12 protein-coding genes are annotated in these 18,755 nt (G+C 48.6%); 5 read left to right on the top strand and 7 right to left on the bottom strand.

Features of this window, described 5'->3' with window-relative positions:
- Positions 1-3: 3 nt before the first annotated feature.
- Both GWK09_RS07465 and GWK09_RS07460 read right to left on the bottom strand, forming a co-directional pair.
- On the bottom strand, positions 4-1,290 hold the full coding sequence (locus tag GWK09_RS07465) for a BaiN/RdsA family NAD(P)/FAD-dependent oxidoreductase (RefSeq protein WP_163692360.1): 1,287 nt from the start codon (positions 1,288-1,290) through the stop codon (positions 4-6).
- Positions 1,290-1,970, bottom strand: a complete 681-nt coding sequence (locus GWK09_RS07460) for a glycerophosphodiester phosphodiesterase (protein WP_239530747.1) — start codon at positions 1,968-1,970, stop codon at positions 1,290-1,292. Before GWK09_RS07460 ends, GWK09_RS07465 begins: the two co-directional genes overlap by 1 nt.
- Positions 1,971-2,228: 258 nt before the next feature.
- Between GWK09_RS07460 and GWK09_RS07455 the strand changes: the two genes are divergently transcribed.
- The gene (locus tag GWK09_RS07455; RefSeq protein WP_163692358.1) at positions 2,229-2,657 is read left to right on the top strand and encodes a hypothetical protein; all 429 of its coding nucleotides are present in this window, start codon (positions 2,229-2,231) and stop codon (positions 2,655-2,657) included.
- A 17-nt stretch (positions 2,658-2,674) separates the two neighbouring features.
- On the opposite strand, the gene GWK09_RS07450 is transcribed toward GWK09_RS07455, so the two are convergent.
- The 5 genes from GWK09_RS07450 to GWK09_RS07430 form a co-directional block, all read right to left on the bottom strand.
- Positions 2,675-4,561 carry an alpha-amylase family protein gene (locus GWK09_RS07450; protein WP_163692357.1) on the bottom strand — a complete coding sequence of 629 codons (1,887 nt, stop codon included), beginning with the start codon at positions 4,559-4,561 and terminating at the stop codon, positions 2,675-2,677.
- A complete protein-coding gene (locus tag GWK09_RS07445) occupies positions 4,562-6,388 on the bottom strand; it encodes a glycoside hydrolase family 13 protein (RefSeq protein ID WP_239530745.1) in 1,827 nt (608 codons plus the stop codon).
- An 87-nt stretch (positions 6,389-6,475) separates the two neighbouring features.
- Positions 6,476-8,785, bottom strand: a complete 2,310-nt coding sequence (locus GWK09_RS07440; protein WP_163692355.1) for a glycoside hydrolase family 65 protein — start codon at positions 8,783-8,785, stop codon at positions 6,476-6,478.
- Positions 8,786-8,788: 3 nt separating this feature from the next.
- Complete coding sequence (pgmB, locus tag GWK09_RS07435; protein ID WP_163692354.1) at positions 8,789-9,445, bottom strand: beta-phosphoglucomutase; 657 nt, start codon at positions 9,443-9,445, stop codon at positions 8,789-8,791.
- A 178-nt stretch (positions 9,446-9,623) separates the two neighbouring features.
- The gene (locus GWK09_RS07430; protein WP_163692353.1) at positions 9,624-10,661 is read right to left on the bottom strand and encodes a LacI family DNA-binding transcriptional regulator; all 1,038 of its coding nucleotides are present in this window, start codon (positions 10,659-10,661) and stop codon (positions 9,624-9,626) included.
- Between the two features lie 346 nt (positions 10,662-11,007).
- Here GWK09_RS07430 and GWK09_RS07425 point away from each other — a divergent pair, with 346 nt between their 5' ends.
- The 4 genes from GWK09_RS07425 (at position 11,008) to xylA (ending at position 18,732) form a co-directional block, all read left to right on the top strand.
- Positions 11,008-14,133: a SusC/RagA family TonB-linked outer membrane protein gene (locus tag GWK09_RS07425; RefSeq protein WP_163692352.1), complete on the top strand. Its 3,126-nt coding sequence runs from the start codon at positions 11,008-11,010 to the stop codon at positions 14,131-14,133.
- A gap of 18 nt (positions 14,134-14,151) precedes the next feature.
- Entirely contained in the window at positions 14,152-15,777 is a 1,626-nt protein-coding gene (locus GWK09_RS07420; RefSeq protein ID WP_163692351.1) for a RagB/SusD family nutrient uptake outer membrane protein, read from the top strand.
- A gap of 143 nt (positions 15,778-15,920) precedes the next feature.
- Positions 15,921-17,396, top strand: coding sequence for a xylulokinase (locus tag GWK09_RS07415; protein WP_163692350.1), 1,476 nt, complete (start codon positions 15,921-15,923; stop codon positions 17,394-17,396).
- A gap of 10 nt (positions 17,397-17,406) precedes the next feature.
- The gene (gene xylA, locus GWK09_RS07410) at positions 17,407-18,732 is read left to right on the top strand and encodes a xylose isomerase (protein ID WP_163692349.1); all 1,326 of its coding nucleotides are present in this window, start codon (positions 17,407-17,409) and stop codon (positions 18,730-18,732) included.
- Positions 18,733-18,755 lie beyond the last annotated feature (23 nt).

Raw genomic sequence — 18,755 nt, 5'->3', positions numbered from 1 at the left:
GATTCATTTCTCTTCGGAAGTGATCGCGTGGGCAGCCATATACGCTCCTGTCCAGGCATTCTGAAAATTGTACCCTCCGGTGATCGCGTCGATATTCAGGACTTCCCCGGCAAAATAAAGGCCACGGTGTAGCTTGCTCTCATAGGTCTTGAAATTGACCTCTTTGAGGTCTACTCCCCCGGCAGTCACGAACTCTTCCTTAAAAGTGCTTTTACCCTCTACCAGGAATTCTGAGGCGGTCAGCTGACCCGCAAGCGACTGTAATTGCTTTTTTGTGAGCTCAGCCCACTTCTGTTCAGGTGTGATCCCTGTGGAGAGCACCAGTTTTCCCCAGAGTCGTCTGGGGATCTCCACCGGACAGGTCCGGTAAACCGTGCGCTTCCCTTCTACATCCTTGACCTTTTCCAGAAAAGAATACATACCGTGCTGGTGGTAATCCGGCAGCCAGTTCACCCGGATCCGGAACCGGTAATTGTAATCGTGAAGGAGGCGGGCACCCCAGGACGACAATTTCAGGACGGCAGGTCCGCTCATTCCCCAATGCGTGATCAACAGAGGGCCCTCAGCCATCAAACCTTCAGATCGCTTCGAAGTGGTCTTGATCACTTCGGATATCCTCTTACCCGGGAGCTCCCTCGATACCAGTTCTATCCTTGCCGGGGTGCTTAAGCCCTGCAACCCATCTATTCTCTCGTCTTTTATATTAAAAGTGAACAGGGAGGGAACCGGATCGATCACCCGATGCCCCAGCGTTTTGAGTATATTCCACATTCGCTGGCTGTTCCCCGTGGCTACCAGAAGATTCTTGCAGATAAAAGATCTCGATTGGGTTTGTACCTCCCAGGCCCCTTCGCCTGTCGGGTCCTCCAAAGGCGATATCTTGATCACGGGAGTGTTTTTTATTAGTTCAATTCCTGATGTTTTGACGCAATCCATAAAGCAATCGATGATCGTCTGGGAGGAATCGCTGACAGGGAACATCCTTCCGTCCTCCTCCACTTTAAGCTTTATGCCCCTTGATTCAAAGAAATCGATGGTATGCCTCGGCTGATAATGATTGAAGGGACCTCGCAATTCCTTTTGACCTCTGGGATAAGCCTTGGTAAGTTCGGCGGGATTGAATTCGGCATGGGTCACATTGCAGCGTCCGCCACCGGAGATCCTGACCTTACCCAGGACCTGCTTGCTTTGCTCGAGAATAGCGACCTTTAGTGAAGGGTTCGCCAAAGCCACGTGGATGGCTCCGTAAAAACCGGCTGCGCCTCCTCCTACGGCGATAAGGTCATACATCATTGGGCCCTTTCGGGGAAATTGGTGAAGACACCATCCACTCCATATTTCCGCATAGCTTCAATATCCTCCTTTTCATTGACCGTCCATGTATAGACCTTGAATCCCGCCTCATGAAGGGCTTCCACATTTTCGGCAGTAACATTCCTGTAATTGGGGTTGATGGCGACCGCTCCCAGTTCCTTCGCTACTGATATGGCTTCCACTGGATCCGATTCGGTAAGTACGGCAATGGCGACATTCGGATTTAGGTTCCTCATGCTCCTGAGCTCCTCCCAGTTAAAACTGGAGATAAGAAAGTCTTCCGGCTTCCATCCTCTTTCTTTGATGTAATACTCCATGATGAAATTCACCCGGTCCGAAGTATTGGCCCCCTTGAGCTCAATATTCAGGGGTACACGGTGGTCTACCAGCTTCAGGACGTCCTGCAGCATCGGTATCCTGTGGTTCCCTTCTAGAATTACTTTTCTCAGTTCAAAGTAATTCCAGTCCTCGATAAAACCTCCCGCATTGCTGAGCCTTTCCAGTCTTTCGTCGTGGAATACCACGATCTCGCCGCTTTTAACGCGGAAAACGTCGATCTCGATCATATCCACCCCCAGATCCAGAGCTTTCTGTACGGACGCCAGCGTATTCTCTGTTTCGTGTCCCATGGCTCCTCTGTGACCAATGACTTTCATATTTCGACCTGTTTCACTGCAGCCAGCTACAGTGCAAAAGACTATCAGGATAAAGATCCTCTTCATTTCTGTTCAATTTCATTTACCCAAAAATACAATTTGCCCTCGATTATCCTTCCTGAGAGTTTTATAATATTTTCTTGTAATTTATTAAGACTTACGTTACTGATTATCTTGTTTATATGCTAATTTTTTTCATTTTTCATATTTTATATTTAATATCTTTGATAGTACAACAACCCATTAACAAACAAAACTATGTTTACAAAACAAAATCTTCTGGCCACCGTAGTAGCTGCCGTGGCCATGTTCGTGCTGGGCTTCCTGATCTGGGGCGTGGCGACTGTCGATTTTTTTGAAGGGCACACTCTTACCGATGCGATGAAGGAAGAACCGGATTTCCCCATGCTGATCCTCTCCAACCTCATTGCCGCCTTTGCCCTGAGTTCAGTTTACGGGAAATGGGCGAGGGGATACCACAGCTTCGGGGGCGGTTTTCAGTTCGGTCTCTGGATTGGGGTCTTCGTCGGTCTGGGAATGGGACTCCTTTGGTATGCCACCTCGGAGTTTATGGACCTGACCGGACACCTTGTGGAGGCAGTTCTGGATATCGTGTATTACGGTATTATCGGTGCCGTGATCGCCCTTATGTACAAGGCCACACATCCAAAGGAAGGACAGGCCTGATCATTTCGTAAATAAATTCAATCCCTTAATTCAAAAATAAAGGACTGCAAAGGGGCGAGGCCAATCTCAAACAGGCCTTGCCCTTTTTCTATCCTGAGTTCCGTCCTCACCTCTTCGTAAAGTCGATCGAGCAGCGTATAGGTCTTCCCCTCCTGCAGTCCCCAGGCACCCACTAAAGAGGGTGGGACCTTCATCTCAAGTTCGTAATCGCGTTCTGCGTCAAAATTTACAAGGATCAGCCATCGCTGCCCATCCTTCCAGCGAACAAAGGAATACACCCTGTGGTCGTACCCCGGAGTGTGGTCCTTGTTGTGATAATGGATGTCTTCGTAAGCTCCCAGAAGAGCCGGGCTTTTGATGGTCAGGTTCAGGAGTCGTTTATAAAAATCCCTCAACGCTGCCTCTTCTGCGGTTAATTGCCCTCCGTCAAAGGCTTTGTCGTTCATCCAGCGCTGGTGATGTGGCACCCCTATATAATCAAAGATCGACGTTCGGGAAGGACTTCCAAATCCTGCATTTTCAGCTCCGGGCTCCCCTACTTCCTGTCCGAAATAGATCATGGTCGGCGAAGTACTCAGGGTCGCCGAGACCACCATGGCCGGTTTTCCTCTTAGGGCATCCCCGGCAAATTCCGGGCTGGGGATACGCTGCTCATCGTGGTTCTCCAGAAAGTGCAGCATATGGTGCTCGATATCCATCATACCCCGCTGTACGACCGGGATGTGGTCCGTCCATCCATGTCCCTGCATGATGTGCTTCAAGCTGTCGTAAAGTTCTACCTTGTCATACAGGTAATCCATTTTCCCTTTGAAGATATAATCCCTGTATAGGGATGGATTGTAAACTTCCGCCAGCAACAGTGCCCCGGGAGTCTTTTCCTTGATATGGGAATTGAGGTAACTCCAGAATTCGACCGGAACCATTTCTGCCATATCATACCTGAATCCATCGACGCCCATGTCCAGCCAATACAGGGCGATATCCCTGAACTTGACCCAAGAATCCGGGACGGATTTGCCTTTCCAGAAATTGAGGTGCTCACTGTGATCTTTCGACCCGGAATCCTCCGGTAAAAGATCGAAATCATAAGTACCATCGGGTCGTACCCCATAGTTGATCTTAACGGTCTCGTACCAGTCATTGAAATCGGGTTGTGAAAGCCTAGACCCGTTTCCCGTCCATTTGGCTGGATCTTCGGCGAAATAATGGTCTACCAGGGGATGGGGATCCCCCCCGAGAGGCTGATAGCCATTTTTCCACTCTGGTACCTGAAAAGGTGTGCCGGGGATATAGTAGAAATTATTGTCCCTGTCGTATTCTGATGAGGTATTGTCTGAAGCACCGAAAGGCTCTTTTCCTTCGGGGGTGGACGCCCCTTCGTAACGTCGGGCCACGTGATTAGGTACGATGTCAATGATGACTTTCATTCCCGCCTCGTGGGTACGTCCTATCAACTGTTTGAATTCCTCCAGCCTTTTTTCGGGGTTGTCGGCCAGATCGGGATTCACGTTGTAATAGTCCTTGACCGCATAAGGCGATCCGGCCCTCCCCTTGATCACATCGGGATCATCACGGGTAATCCCGTGTTCGCTGTAGTCCGTTACCAGGGCATGGTGGGGCACACCGGTATACCAGATATGGGTGATCCCCAGGTCCCGGATCTCCTGCAGGGCCGTGGGAGTGAAATCTGAAAACTTCCCAACGCCGTTCTCCTCCAGGGTTCCCCATGGCTTGTTGTTCGTATTCGTATTCCCGAATAACCTGGTGAATACCTGGTAGATCACGATCTTTCCTTCTCCTTTCATGTGCATTCCTTCTTTTTTGGCCACCTCCCTTTCTTTGTGTCCTGTACAACTCAGCAACAGGGCGTTAAAAACTAAAGCTATGGCCAGATTTTTTCTCATCTATCCTCCGTTGGCAAATAAAAAGACTCCCCTTTTTTCCAGGGTCAGGGCAGTCCCTAGCACCAAACTCTTGCCACTGAATACCTCCCTGAACTCGCGATTTTCAATGTTCATTTCACGGAATCTGTCTAACTGCAAGGTCACCGGACTCTCATTCTTGTTGAGAATGAGAATGACTATTTCTTCATCCGCGTACCTGAAAAGCACGTAAATCCCATTTTCCGGGCTGAAATGCCTGGTATTACCTGCGTGGATCACCTCCTGGTCTCTCCTGAACCTGGTGAGGGTCCTGACAAACTGCTGCATCTCCCTCTTCCTTGTATCCAGTCCCCTGCCTGTAAAAGCATTTACCTTGTCATCGGGCCAGCCTCCCGGAAAGTCCTTCCTGATCCTGCCGTGATCCCCGGGCTTGTCCGTGTTTTCCATCAGGATCTCAGTACCGTAGTATATCTGTGGAATACGGGGGGCTACCATGATAAATGCAAGCGCCATTTTGGTCAGCTCCACCTCTTCGGACAATTGTGTAAAAAGCCGGTCCATGTCGTGATTGTCCCCGAAGAGCATCATGTCTTTGGGAGAGGCGTAGTGAAAATCATTGGCCAATCCCTCGTATAACTTAATAAGACCTGTGTTCCAGTTTTCCTCCTCTGCAAGGGCATCTATCAGGGTTTGCTGCAGGGGGAAATCCATGGTGCACTTCAAGTGGGATTCATACCCATCCCGATTTCGGGCACCTGACTGCCAATACCCGACTACCAGAGGATTGTAGCTCCACTCTTCCCCTACTATGGAAAACGAGGGGTATTCCTTCATGATGCGTTCTGCCCAGCGGGCCATAAAATGCTTTTCCGGATAGGGGTAGGTATCCTGCCTGATCCCACCCAACCCAAGGGTCTCGATCCACCAAAGGCTGTTCTGGATCAGATAGTTTGCCAGGAAAGGATTGTCCTGGTTGAGGTCCGGCATGGACGGTACGAACCACCCATTGTCCATGATCTCCCTGTCGTGATCCGAAGCGTAGATATCCTGGTTTACGGTTCGCCTGTGGTTGGTCACCGTGATCTCACGACCCTCTTCAAACCCTTCCTGATAATGGATCCAGTCTGAGAATGGCAGGTCCTGCATCCACCAGTGGGCAAGGCCGCAATGGTTATTTACCTGATCCATGATGACCTTGATCCCTCTTTGCCTTGCTTTGTAAGTGAATTCCTTATACTCCTCCAGGGTGCCGAATCGGGGGTCCACCTTGTAAAAGTCGGTGATCGCATATCCGTGGTAGGATTCCCTGGGCATGTCGTTGATCAGAAGGGGACTGGGCCAAATGGCGGTAAAACCCATGTCTTCAATATAATCAAGATGGTTGATCATCCCCCTAATGTCCCCGCCGTGGCGTGCGTAATCCTGTTTTCTATCGACCCTCTTCTCCTTGAGGGTGGGATCGATATCGTTAGACGGGTCTCCGTTGGCAAAACGGTCCGGGGTGATCAGGTAGATCACGTCCTCGCTGGAAAACCCCACAAATTCTTCGGGTACCCTCTCCCTTTTTTTAAGCAGATAAGGCACACTGATTTCGGGATCCCCTTCTTTTCTGAAGACCAGATGGATCTCTCCTTCAGGGGTGTTTCCAGGAATTTCCAGATCGAGAAAGAGGTAATTGGGGCTGTCTGCCCGGTGGCTCTTCACCACCTTGATCCATTCTTCCCGTGCATGTACGGTATAATTACCGATGCCTTTTCCCTTAACCAACAGTTGCAGAGTGGAGTCCCTGAAACCCGTCCACCAGTTAGGAGGTTCTATTCGCTCAATCTGGGCATGTGCGATGCTCATCGTCATAAAGAGGATAGAAATTGATAAATATAAAATCGGGGGCATGGACAAAATGTCCTTGCGATCCAGATGCCCCCGATTGTACATTTACTTGGCCGTGGTTTTGGAAACCGGCTGCAATACTACTCGCTCCCCGTTGAGTCGGATAGACATCTCGTGGTCGCCCTCGAGTTCAAAATGGGCCCCTGACTTGTCGATATGCACCTTGAGGATCCTGTTCCTGAAATTGATCTTAAAGGAGTAGGAATCCCATTCTTCAGGGATCCTGGGGCGGAAGGACAACTTATCGTTCCTGATACGCATCCCGCCAAAGCCTTCGACAATACTCATCCAGGTTCCGGCCATGGAGGTAATATGGAGACCTTCCTCTACCTCCTTGTTGTAATCGTCGAGGTCGAGCCTGGAGGTGCGCAGATAGAACTGGTACGCCTGTTGCATCCAATCTAGTCTCGCAGCCTGAATGCTGTGGACACAGGGTGACAGGGATGATTCGTGCACCGTGAAGGGCTCGTAAAAATCAAAATGCTTTTCCAGATCCTCAATTGAGAAGTGGTCTTCGAAGAAATAGAACCCCTGCAGTACATCGGCCTGTTTGATGTAGGGGGATCTGAGGATCCTGTCCCAACTCCATTTCTGGTTGATCGGCCTCTGGGTCCTGGGGAGGTCGGCCACCGTCACCAGTTCCTTGTCGAGGAATCCGTCCTGCTGTAGATAGATTCCCAGCTCTTCTGAGAAAGGAAAGTACATGTGGTCTGCCACCTTCTTCCATTCATCCGTCTCTGCCTTTTTGAGTTTGGTATAGCCCGTGATCCTGTCGTAGTCTTCCTTGTATCCGGTTTTGACCTTTTCGAGTTGTTCCAGTGTGTACTGGATACACCAACGAGCGATATAATTGGTATACCAGTTATTGCTCACGTTGTTCTCGTACTCATTGGGGCCTGTGACCCCCAGGATGACGTATTTGTTCTTCTGCTTGGAAAAGGTGGCCCGTTGGTGCCAGAAACGCGCTATCCCGATCAATACTTCCAGCCCCATCTCCGGGATGTAGGAGTAGTCTCCGGTGTACCGGTAGTAATTGTAGATCGCAAAGGCAATAGCCCCGTTGCGATGGATCTCCTCGAAGGTGATCTCCCATTCATTGTGGCACTCCTCCCCGTTCATGGTCACCATGGGATACAGGGCAGCACCGTTGTTAAAGCCCAGTTTCTTAGCGTTCTCAATGGCTTTTTCCAGATGATTATACCGGTACTTTAAAAGGTTCCTGGCTACGTGGTGATCCTTGGTAGCCATGTAGAATGGGATGCAATAGGCCTCCGTATCCCAGTAGGTGCTTCCCCCGTATTTCTCTCCGGTAAACCCTTTAGGGCCAATATTGAGTCGGGAGTCTTTCCCGGTATAGGTCTGATTCAGCTGAAAGATATTGAACCGTATACCTTGCTGCGCTTTGATATCCCCTCCAATGGTAATATCACTCATTTCCCATATTCCGGCCCATGCCTTTTTCTGTGCTTCCAGCAGTCCGTCAAACCCCTTGGCCTGGGCTTTGTCCAACACCTTTTTGGCGGCACCTACCAGGTCGCCGTTCTTGTGGTTCCGGGAAACCGTATATCCCCCATATTTATAAAAGGTAACCGTCGTTCCCTTATCCACCTTCTGTTCGTATCCATGTCCAACCCACAGCTCCCTTTCTTCCGTACCCATAGGCTTGCTTTGTGTCATCCCCTTGTACTCCAGATGACATTCCATAAAGGTACAGGTCTCAAAATTCGTCTTCATGGTATGAGCCTCAATAAAGGCCTGGTTGCCATCGGAGGCTACTCTGGTGGTATTCCAGAATTTGTCGTCCCAGTTACTGTCCTCATTGGTGATCCCGCTGTCCAGGAAGGGAGAGAAGGTAATAGTAAGGTCATCTCCTTTCGGTGTGACCTCATAGCGGATGGCTCCGAGTTCATCGAGTTCGAGGCTCAGGAAGCGGGTCACCTTAACGTCAATGGTCTTGTTGTTCTTCAAATAGGCCGTGAAGCTGCGCTGGTACCAGCCTTCCTTCATGTTGAGTTCCCTGCGGAAATTCTCCACGCGGGTACAGGTATTGAGATCGAGGGCCTCCCCGTCCACGAGGACGTGTATTCCGATCCAGCTAGGCGCGTTGATCACTTTGGCGAAATACTCCGGGTAACCGTTCTTCCACCAGCCTACCCGGGTCTTGTCAGGGTAATAGACCCCGCCTATATAACTGCCCTGAAATGTAGGCCCCGAATATTGCTCTTCGAAATTCGCACGTTGACCCATGGCTCCATTACCCAGGCTGAAAATGCTTTCGGAGGACTTTACATTTTCTCTTTCAAATCCTTCCTCTATGATCGACCAGTTGTCTGGTACAATATAATCCTGATTCATAATCTATAATTCTGCTAGTTCTTTAATAAAGTCGAGATCGATCTCGGTAAAATCTTTAAAGACATACTTTGCCCCTGAAAGGGTTTCCGGGTCTCCGATTCCGATGCTGGTCATGCCGGCAATATTGGCGGCCTCTATCCCCGCGATAGCATCTTCGAACACAATGCAATCCCGGGGAGGCAGCTTCAGATCACCTGCCGCAATCATGAAGACTTCGGGGTCCGGTTTCGCCTTGCTTACCTGAGTTCCATCTACAATGGTGTTAAAATAAGGAATTAGTCCCACTTTTTTCAATATAGGACGGGCATTTTTACTGGCAGATCCCAAGCCCATGGGGACACCGTGTGCTTTCAGGAAATTGAGTACCTTGGGGACGTCAGGGAGCACCTCATCTTCCGTCATCTTTTCAATGTATTGCAGGTAATCCTGGTTTTTCTCTGTCAGCCAGGAATCGAATTGTTCCCTGGAGACCTTCAGGTTGCCCCATTCCAGGAGGATCTCCAGGCATCTTTTCCGGCTCACCCCTTTAAATTGCTCATTTTGCTCTTCCGTAAAGGGGATACCCAGTTCGTCAGCCAGGTGTTTCCAGGCCAGATAGTGGTATTTAGCGGTGTCGACGATGACACCGTCCAGGTCAAAAATAAATCCTTTGTGATGCATTCCTGAATAAGTGGTTTCAAAAAGGTTATCCATTTCCCGGGTAGGGAATATGGAGGGCTGATATATGCACGGCCAATATACGAAGATGTCCGAATACCTGAATAGTGCGCAAGTCGATTGCTTTTAAAGGTTTCTCGTACGTACCTATACCTTTATATATAGCAGGATTGTATAAGCCCTACTTCAAAGAGCCCAGGGTAGATTCCCGTTCCACTAAAGTCGCACTGATAATCCGGGTCTGAAAGATCTCTTCCTCTTCCTGGTCGTGATCGCGTTCGATTTTTTCGATGAGCATCCTCGCTGCGGTTTCACCCATAAGCTCCCCGTGTTGGTCCACTGAGGACAACGTAGGGGTAGATAGGCGAGAGAGGATCCCGTCCGTGAAACCGATAAAGGCAATATCATCCGGAACGCGTTTTCCGGACCTTTGTACGATCCCCATGCATTTTACCGCAAAGATCTCATTGACGCAAAGCACGGCATCAATCGATCTGTTCCGAAAGAACTCCTCACTTTTCTTTTCATTATCCTTTTGGTAGGGTAATTCCAGGATCATATCCTTGTCGATCGGCAAATGGTGTTCTTTCAGTGCGCGAAAATATCCCTCTGCCCTTTTGGCGCTTACGTTCAGATAGCCTTCTGTGGTCACCAGGGCGATCTTCCTGCGGCCTGAAGCGATCAGCTTTTTAACGGCCTGGTAAGCAGCTTCCTCATCATTGATGATGACCTTATCGCATTGCACGTCCTCTGTAACTCTGTCGAACAGAACAAGAGGAATCCCCTGTTCGGTCACCTCCTTGAGGTGGTTGAAATCGTTCTTGAGCTGGGTTTCCCCGGCCAGGGCCATGATAAAACCGTCAATGCTGCCATTGGCTAGCATTTCCATATTGATGACCTCCTTGTCAAAGGATTCATCCGAAACGCAGACGATCACGTTGTATCCCTTGTTATTGGCGTACTGCTCAATGCCCCTGAAAACCGTTGTAAAAAAATGGTGGACGATGTCAGGGATGATCACGCCTATATTCTTGGTCCTTTTGTTCTTTAGGCTGATCGCAATATTGTTAGGCCGGTAGTTGTAGAGTTTGGCAAAGGCCTGGATCTTCTCCTTGGTATCCTGTCCGATCTCCTCACTGTTCTTGAGCGCCTTGGATACCGTGGAAATGGAAACATCCAGTTCCCTGGCAATGTGCTTTAAGGTGATCTTGCGTTTCAATCGGATCTGTTCTCTATTACACGATATTTAAAGGTACATAAAGCCGTGTTAAAAAATCGGCTTTTTTAACACTTTCAGGAGGGAAGTATTCTTCTCGAAATCAATATTTTTCGGAGGCCGCAATGAAAAATTATTATATTTGTTTCGAATTCGATAATTAAAACACCCCATAATTAGGATATATTTGGAACGTGGAGGCTTAATTTGTTAAATTGCCATGTTTTAAAAAGTTATCAACACGAAACCGTTTTCGTATACGGTGGTGTCCCGTGTTTTCGAATATTAACATTTTTTTTATATATGTTTAACGCTTGAATTAAATTAACTAAACTTAAATTAACTCTTTATGAAGATTACACTACTAAAAGGTCTTATGCTGTTTGGAGCGATCTTGAGCTTCGGATTGGTTAAGGCGCAAGATGTATCAGGTACTGTTTCTGATGCCAATGGTCCTCTACCGGGGGCAAGTATTGTAGTTCAAGGCACTACGAATGGTACGCAGACAGACTTTGATGGTAATTACAGCTTAAGCAACGTAGGCAGCAATGCTGTTCTCGTCTTTAGCTACATTGGGTACAAAACACAGGAGATCGCCGTTAACGGACGCTCCACGATCAATGTGGTCCTTGAGGAAGATGCCCAGGCATTGGACGAAGTGGTGATCATCGGTTATGGTACCACTACCGTGAAGGATGCAACGGGAGCCGTGACAGCCGTTTCTTCTGAAGACTTTAACGGAGGTGTGATTTCATCTCCAGAACAATTGATCCAGGGTAAGACTGCGGGGGTAAACATCCAGCAGACCAGTGGTGAGCCTGGTGCAGGTATCCAGGTCAACATTCGTGGATCCAACTCGGTAAGGGGTGACAACAATCCGCTCTTCGTTGTGGATGGAGTGCCTCTGGCCGGTGGAAGCACCTCTCCAGGAGGTGACACGGGTAACGGTGGTAGTGCAGTTAGAAACCCACTGAACTTCCTTAACCCTTCTGATATTGAAAGCATCAGTATCTTAAAAGATGCCTCTGCAACAGCCATTTATGGATCCAGGGGTGCCAACGGGGTTGTAATCATCACAACTAAAAGCGGTAAGGGCAGTTCCGGTGGAAAAGTGGAATTCGCTTCTTCCCTGAGCATCGCCACCCCGGCTAACCGTTATGATCTTCTAAACAAGAATGAGTTCCTGGATGCTGTTACGCTTTATGGAGGTAACGCATCTGCCGTTAATTTTGGTGGCAATACCGATTGGCAGGATTTCATCACCCGTACGGTAGCTTCCCAAAACCAGAATGTTTCCTATTCCAACAACTACGGAAAAGGAAATATCAGGGGTACTTTCGGGTATCAGAAGCAATTCGGTGTGGTTGAAAAGACCAGCCTGGAAAGGATAACAGGAAGATTGAACTGGACACATCGTTTCCTCGATGACAAACTGACCCTTGGTCTTCAGGCCACGATCTCCAGGGTAAATGACGAAACTGCTCCCTTGAGTGGTGGGGCCGGTTTCCGCGGGGATATCCTGGGAGCCAGCTATTCTGCGAACCCAACCTGGCCTTCCAGCTCTACATTTAATGACGGAGGAACTCAGATCAAGCCAGCTAACTACCTGGCCAATACGCAGAACCGCACGAATACCAATAGGATCCTCGTGAACGGATCTATCGATTATAAGTTCACTCCTGAGCTGACCGGTAAAATCAATATGGGCTACGATAAGTCTGAAGGGGAAAACACCTCAGTACTTTCTGGAAACCTGTTGAGCTTCACGGACATATCCGGACAGGGTTTTGGTGTTTACAATACGTTGGCTCGAGAGAACCACCTTTTGGAAGCCACTCTGAATTTCAAAAAGGATTTTGGCAATTCAAACATCGACGCCCTGGTTGGATACTCATTCCAGGATTTTAATGTTAGCGGAAGGAATGCGCAGGGTCGCGGATTCTCAACCACAGACCTCAATGAAATGGGAGCAGACCTAAGAGCTACTGTGAATGGAGCTGCCCAAACTATTGACGGAACTTACCAACAATATTATTACGGATCCAATACTACCGGACTGATCGTAAACAGGATACAGCCTATTGTGGTTGCTGGTGAAAATATTGGTTTTGGCTTTGACAGACTGGTACAAGGTATGACCGCAGACAAATTTAACAATACAGATGAGCTGCAGTCTTTCTTTGCTCGTGTCAACTACAGCCTGAATAATAAATACCTCTTCACCGCCACTATGAGGGCGGACGGATCTTCCCGTTTTGGTCCTGAAAACCAGTACGGATATTTCCCTTCCGGTGCCTTTGCCTGGAAGCTCAATGAAGAAGGATTCCTGGGAGACAACGTATCTACCATGAAGCTCCGTTTAAGTGGTGGTCTGGTGGGTAACCAGGAAGGCCTGGGATACGGTAACTTCGTGGCCCGTCAGCGTTTTGGAGGGTTAGGCGTTCAAGGTAACTACCAGGTCAACCAAAGTGGTTTGAATATTGTGGCCACGGATGTACCAGATCTGAAGTGGGAAGAAACCCTTAACCTGAACGTTGGTTTTGATTTCGGTTTCAACTCAGACCGCCTCTCAGGTAGTATCGATGTGTACCGAAACAAAACCAGCGATGTATTGCTGAGGACTCCCCCTGCTGCTCCAGCAGTGGATCCATTCCAGTTCGGTAACGTAGATGCTTCCATCCTGAACCAGGGTATTGAGTTTGCGATAGGTTACGATTTTGTACAGACCCAGAATACCACGTTCTCTGCTTCTTTCAACATCGCTTACAACGATAACGAGGTACAGGATTTTGCCAGTGCTATCAATACAGGTGAGATCAACGGTCAAGGTCTTTCAGGAGCTTTTGCCCAGCGATTTGAAGCAGGAAGGTCACTGTTCTCTTATTACATGGCTATCTTTGAAGGCTTTGACAGCAATGGATTCCCAGTATACCGCGATGTCGACGGGAATGGAGTGGGTGACCCCATTGCAGACCAGACCTTTGTAGGTGAAGATGCACTCCCCGATATCACATCAGGTCTTTCTCTGAATTTCAGGACTGGAAACTGGGATGCTGCGGCTTACTTCTCAGGTCAATTCGGCTTCTCTGTGTACAATAACACAGCCAACGGATTCTTTACCGGAGGATCCATCAACAACGCGCGTAACGTCACACAGGATGTGGTTACGAGTGGTGAGAACGGCGGTGCTTCTGCCGATGTTTCTACGAGGTTCCTAGAGAAAGGAGATTTTGTGAGGATGCAAAACGCAACCCTTGGGTACAATGTGCCTCTATCGGGTGACGGTCTTTTCAAAACCTTGAGGCTTTCCGTAACCGGTCAGAACTTGTTCCTCATTACGGATTACTCCGGACTCGATCCTGAGATCACCGTTCCAACGGGCGACCTTGGATCAGGGGTTCCCACAAGGGGTATTGACTGGGCAGGATTCCCGAACCCAAGAACAATAACATTTGGATTAAATGCTTCCTTCTAATTAAAAAAATTGAATATCATGAAAAGAAATCAATTCAAAATTTATTTTCTAACCATCGCCTCCGTGATAGGTCTGTCTGCCTGTACGAACCTGGAGATAGAAGCTACTGATTCCATCATCAGTGAGGGCTTCCAGGGACTAGCAGACCCGTCTTCTGCAATTGACGGACTCTACAGTTCTTTAGGGGGGCAATATGGTGACCAGGCGAATTTCTTTGCCTTACAAGAAGTAACCACAGACGCTGCCCTGGTACCGACCAGGGGAACTGACTGGGGGGATAACGGTCTTTGGAGGGTTCTCCACAACCATTCCTGGAATGGGGAACACGCCTTTATCGGTACTGTGTGGAACCAGTTCAACGGTAACCAGCTGGGAGCCTCTCGAGTCCTGGATTCCAGAAGTAACCCCTCTGCCCAGAATATTGGAGACGCCAGTTTTATCAGGGCATACAGTATGTGGGTGATCCTGGACAATTACGGCCAGGTGCCTTTCAGAGACACCAGTTTGCCAAGTTCTTCCCTGCCGGAAGTCCTTACAGGACAGGCCGCTGTCGACTTTATCCTGGCTGATTTGGATCAGGCTATTGCTAACCTGCCAACAGTGGCTGCCGGAAGTGGTGCCACATTGAACCGCGCCAGCAAGGCCGCTGCCCGCTATCTCAAGGCTAAAGTGTTGCTGAACAAACACATCTATCTGGGTGGAAGCCCCGATACCGGAGACATGAACCAGGTTATCGCCCTGGTTGATCAGATCGCTGACGACGGCTTTGCCCTGCAGGCCGGGTTCTTTGATCTTTTCCGTGATCCTGCCACTACAGGTGGCAACACTGAAACCATTTGGTCTCTGTCTGCTTTAGCTACAGGGAACAGGATCTTTAACGGTCTGCACTACAACTCTACTGCTATCAGTGGAGGTGGTTGGAACGGATTCAGCACTCTGGCTGAGTACTACGATCTTTATGAAGGAGATCCCAACAGCAACCGCGCCGATGTCAATGGCAATCCGCTGGATGGACAGGAAGAAAGAAGAGGTGGTGTTCCATCCGCTGGTAAGCCTTACACCGGAGAACCAGGAACCACTGACAATGGAGGCCTTGAAGACGGTTCCAATGTTGGATTCGGATACCTGATTGGGCAGCAATACGCCCTTGACGGGACCCCGCTGACTGACAGGGCCGGTGCTCCATTAACCTTCAAAAGAGATTTTGTGGATGGTACAGGAGCTTCCAGTTTCATCAACAACGATGAGACCACCGGGATCCGTGTAATGAAATACAACCCTCGTTATGGCGGTGGATTTGCCGGACACGAAGTCGTATTCCGATATGCAGACGCACACCTGATGAAGGCAGAAGCCATGTTGCGAAGTGGAGGAGATCCAACAGCCATGGTAAACGAACTCAGAGTTCTTAGGGGAGCAACCCCACTCGGCTCTGTAGGAGCGCAAGAACTTATAGACGAAAGAGGGCGCGAATTGTACCAGGAAGTATGGAGAAGGAATGACCTTATCCGCTTCGGTCAATTCACCAGAGACTGGTTATTTAAAGAGTCCAGTGAAATTGGAAATGCAAATAGAAACCTATTCCCAATTCCGCCTGCTCAGTTATTGGCCAACCCGAATCTGGTACAGAACCCAGGTTACTAGATTATAATTCAGGATAAATTAAAACCCCGGCAAATGCCGGGGTTTTTTCTTAGGCTACTCTCGTACACACCGTAAAACCCTTTCAATTCATTTGCCCTTTCATTGGGAATATCCTACCTTAAGGTCTCACAGTTATACCCCCTATGTATTACCTGGGATACGATATAGGCAGCTCCTCAGTAAAGGCAGCTATAGTGGAGTGTCACACGGGAAGGGTCTTGGGTCTCCGCAAAGAACCGGAGGAGGAAATGACTATACTTAGCCCCTATTCCGGTTGGGCAGAGCAGAATCCGGAAGATTGGTGGATTCATATTGTACACGCTACTCAAAATTTACTTCAGGCTCACAAAATAGATCCCCAGCGTATCACAGGGATCGGGATAGCCTATCAGATGCATGGGCTGGTATTATTAGATGCTCAGGGCAAATTATTGAGAAATGCCATCATCTGGTGCGACAGCAGAGCTGTTTCCATAGGAGACAAAGCCTTACAGGATCTTGGACAGGATTTGTGTGCCCACAGCCTTCTCAATGCCCCGGGTAATCTTACCATTTCCAAGCTTAAATGGGTCAAAGACAATGAACCGGATCTCTATGCTAAGGTTAGATACGTTCTTCTGCCCGGCGACTATATTGCTTACAAACTGACCAATACCATCAATACAACTATCCCAGGATTATCAGAAGGAATTTTTTGGGATTATCAAAAAGGTGAAGTCGCTTCATGGCTGATGGAACACCTGGGATTAAAGACGGAATCCCTGCCTCCATTGGTGCCCACATTTGGCCAACAAGGAAAGGTTTCGCGAAATGCATCAGAAAATGTCGGTCTCGCGGAAGGAACACCCGTGTTGTACAGGGCGGGAGACCAGCCGAACAATGCACTCACCCTTTCTGTTCTCAACCCAGGAGAAGTGGCCATGACCTGCGGTACTTCCGGGGTCACTTATGCTATAGTTGATCATATGAATGGTGAGGAGATTTCACGAATAAATACATTCGCCCACGTCACGTATACCAGAAAAACACCGGTTCTAGGTAAATTGATCTGCCTCAACGGCGCCGGAATCCTATACCGATGGTTAAGGGACAACTTGGATATAGAGAGTTATGAAGAGATGAACCGACTCGCAGAATCAGTGCCTGTTGGATCCGACGGTCTGTTGATCCTCCCTTTTGGCAATGGGTCGGAACGCTTGCTTTTTAACAAAGATCTGGGAGCGCGTATCATTCACCTCAACCTTAACCGCCATACCAAAGCACATATGTGCAGGGCGGCCCTCGAAGGAATTGCTTTTGCTTTTGTTTACGGTATAGAGCTGCTCATGGACGAGGGTCTTAAGCCTGAGGTGTTTCGGGCCGGTTTTGACAACCTGTTTCAGTCGGCCGTTTTTTCATCAACCATCAGCACCCTGATCGGCCACCCCATAGAATTGTACAACGCTACGGGGGCTGTTGGTGCAGCCCGGGCCTGCATCATCCCCGAAAAAGGGATCACAAACTATAGCAGGCTGTTAACCGATAACGATCATCGGGAGACTGTATATCCGTTACAGGAACCCTCCCAGGTCAGGGATGCATACACAGCCTGGAAATCAACTCTCGTTAATGAACTCTAATTATAAAAAAATGGCAGTAATTGGTAAGGTAGAATACTTTAAAGGCATCGACCATATCCCTTATGAAGGAAATGGTTCAGATAATCCCCTGGCGTATAAATACTATGATGCAGATCAAAAGGTCGCCGGCAAATCCATGAAGGACCACTTTAGATTCGCGGTAGCCTATTGGCATTCCTTCTGCGGACAGGGCACAGATCCCTTCGGAGGCGCCACTCAGAACTATCCCTGGGACCAGCTTGCGGATCCGCTTGAGGCCGCCAGGGCAAAAGCCGATGCGGCCTTTGAGTTTATCACTAAAATGGGATTTGCCTATTTCTGCTTTCACGATTTTGATCTGATTCAGGAAGGAAATAGTCTGAAAGAATCCGAATCCCGTCTTCGGCAGATAGGGGAGTATATATCTGAAAAACAAAGGGAGTCTGGCGTAGGGGTACTATGGGGAACGGCTAACCTGTTCTCGCATCCCCGCTACATGAATGGAGCGAGTACAAACCCTGACTTTAGAGTTGTAGCAAGAGCCGGAGCACAGGTCAAATTAGCATTGGACATCACCATCGCCCTTAAGGGTGAGAATTATGTTTTTTGGGGAGGGCGCGAAGGATATATGTCGCTCCTTAATACAGACATGAAACGCGAAATTGATCATATGGGTCAATTTTTGGTAATGGCACGGGATTATGGCAGAAAAAATGGTTTTAAGGGGCAATTTTTTGTGGAGCCCAAACCCATGGAACCCATGAAACATCAGTACGATTTTGACGCCTCAACCGTCATTGGTTTTCTAAAGGAATACGGATTACAGGACGATTTTAAAATAAACCTTGAATTTAACCACGCCACGCTTGCCAATCACACCATGCAACATGAAATGGCTGTGGCTGCCTCTCATAATATGCTTGGAAGCCTTGATGCAAATAGAGGGGATTATCAGAACGGATGGGATACCGATCAATTCCCAAACAATCTCTACGAGGTTACCGAAGCCATGTTGGTTTTCCTCCAAGCAGGTGGACTCCAGGGAGGGGGTATTAATTTTGACGCCAAAATACGGCGCAATTCTACTGATCCTGCAGACCTGTTCTACGCCCATATTGGAGGAGCGGATATCTTTGCCCGGGCACTTCTCACCGCTGACAGGATCCTCAAAGAAAGTCCTTATGAAGCCTTGCGAAAGGATCGTTATGCCTCATTTGATACGGGCAAAGGGAAAGCCTTCGAAGCCGGTGGATTATCCTTTACGGACCTCTATGAACTGGCACTTGAATATGGTGAAGTACCTCCGAAAAGCGGTAAACAGGAACTGCTAGAAAACATCATCAACCAATACCTGTAATTAAATAGAATCCTTCCGCATTC

This window comes from Muriicola jejuensis (genome assembly GCF_010671595.1).
Taxonomy (GTDB): domain Bacteria; phylum Bacteroidota; class Bacteroidia; order Flavobacteriales; family Flavobacteriaceae; genus Muriicola; species Muriicola jejuensis.
This window is presented reverse-complemented; position numbering and strand designations above follow the sequence as displayed.

Coding starts and splice junctions, on each gene's coding strand:
- GWK09_RS07465 (WP_163692360.1), bottom strand. CDS start 1,290: ATGTATGACCTTATCGCCGTAGGAGGAGGCGCAGCCGGTTTTTACGGA.
- GWK09_RS07460 (WP_239530747.1), bottom strand. CDS start 1,970: ATGAAAGTCATTGGTCACAGAGGAGCCATGGGACACGAAACAGAGAAT.
- GWK09_RS07455 (WP_163692358.1), top strand. CDS start 2,229: ATGTTTACAAAACAAAATCTTCTGGCCACCGTAGTAGCTGCCGTGGCC.
- GWK09_RS07450 (WP_163692357.1), bottom strand. CDS start 4,561: ATGAGAAAAAATCTGGCCATAGCTTTAGTTTTTAACGCCCTGTTGCTG.
- GWK09_RS07445 (WP_239530745.1), bottom strand. CDS start 6,388: ATGAGCATCGCACATGCCCAGATTGAGCGAATAGAACCTCCTAACTGG.
- GWK09_RS07440 (WP_163692355.1), bottom strand. CDS start 8,785: ATGAATCAGGATTATATTGTACCAGACAACTGGTCGATCATAGAGGAA.
- pgmB (WP_163692354.1), bottom strand. CDS start 9,445: ATGCATCACAAAGGATTTATTTTTGACCTGGACGGTGTCATCGTCGAC.
- GWK09_RS07425 (WP_163692352.1), top strand. CDS start 11,008: ATGAAGATTACACTACTAAAAGGTCTTATGCTGTTTGGAGCGATCTTG.
- GWK09_RS07420 (WP_163692351.1), top strand. CDS start 14,152: ATGAAAAGAAATCAATTCAAAATTTATTTTCTAACCATCGCCTCCGTG.
- GWK09_RS07415 (WP_163692350.1), top strand. CDS start 15,921: ATGTATTACCTGGGATACGATATAGGCAGCTCCTCAGTAAAGGCAGCT.
- xylA (WP_163692349.1), top strand. CDS start 17,407: ATGGCAGTAATTGGTAAGGTAGAATACTTTAAAGGCATCGACCATATC.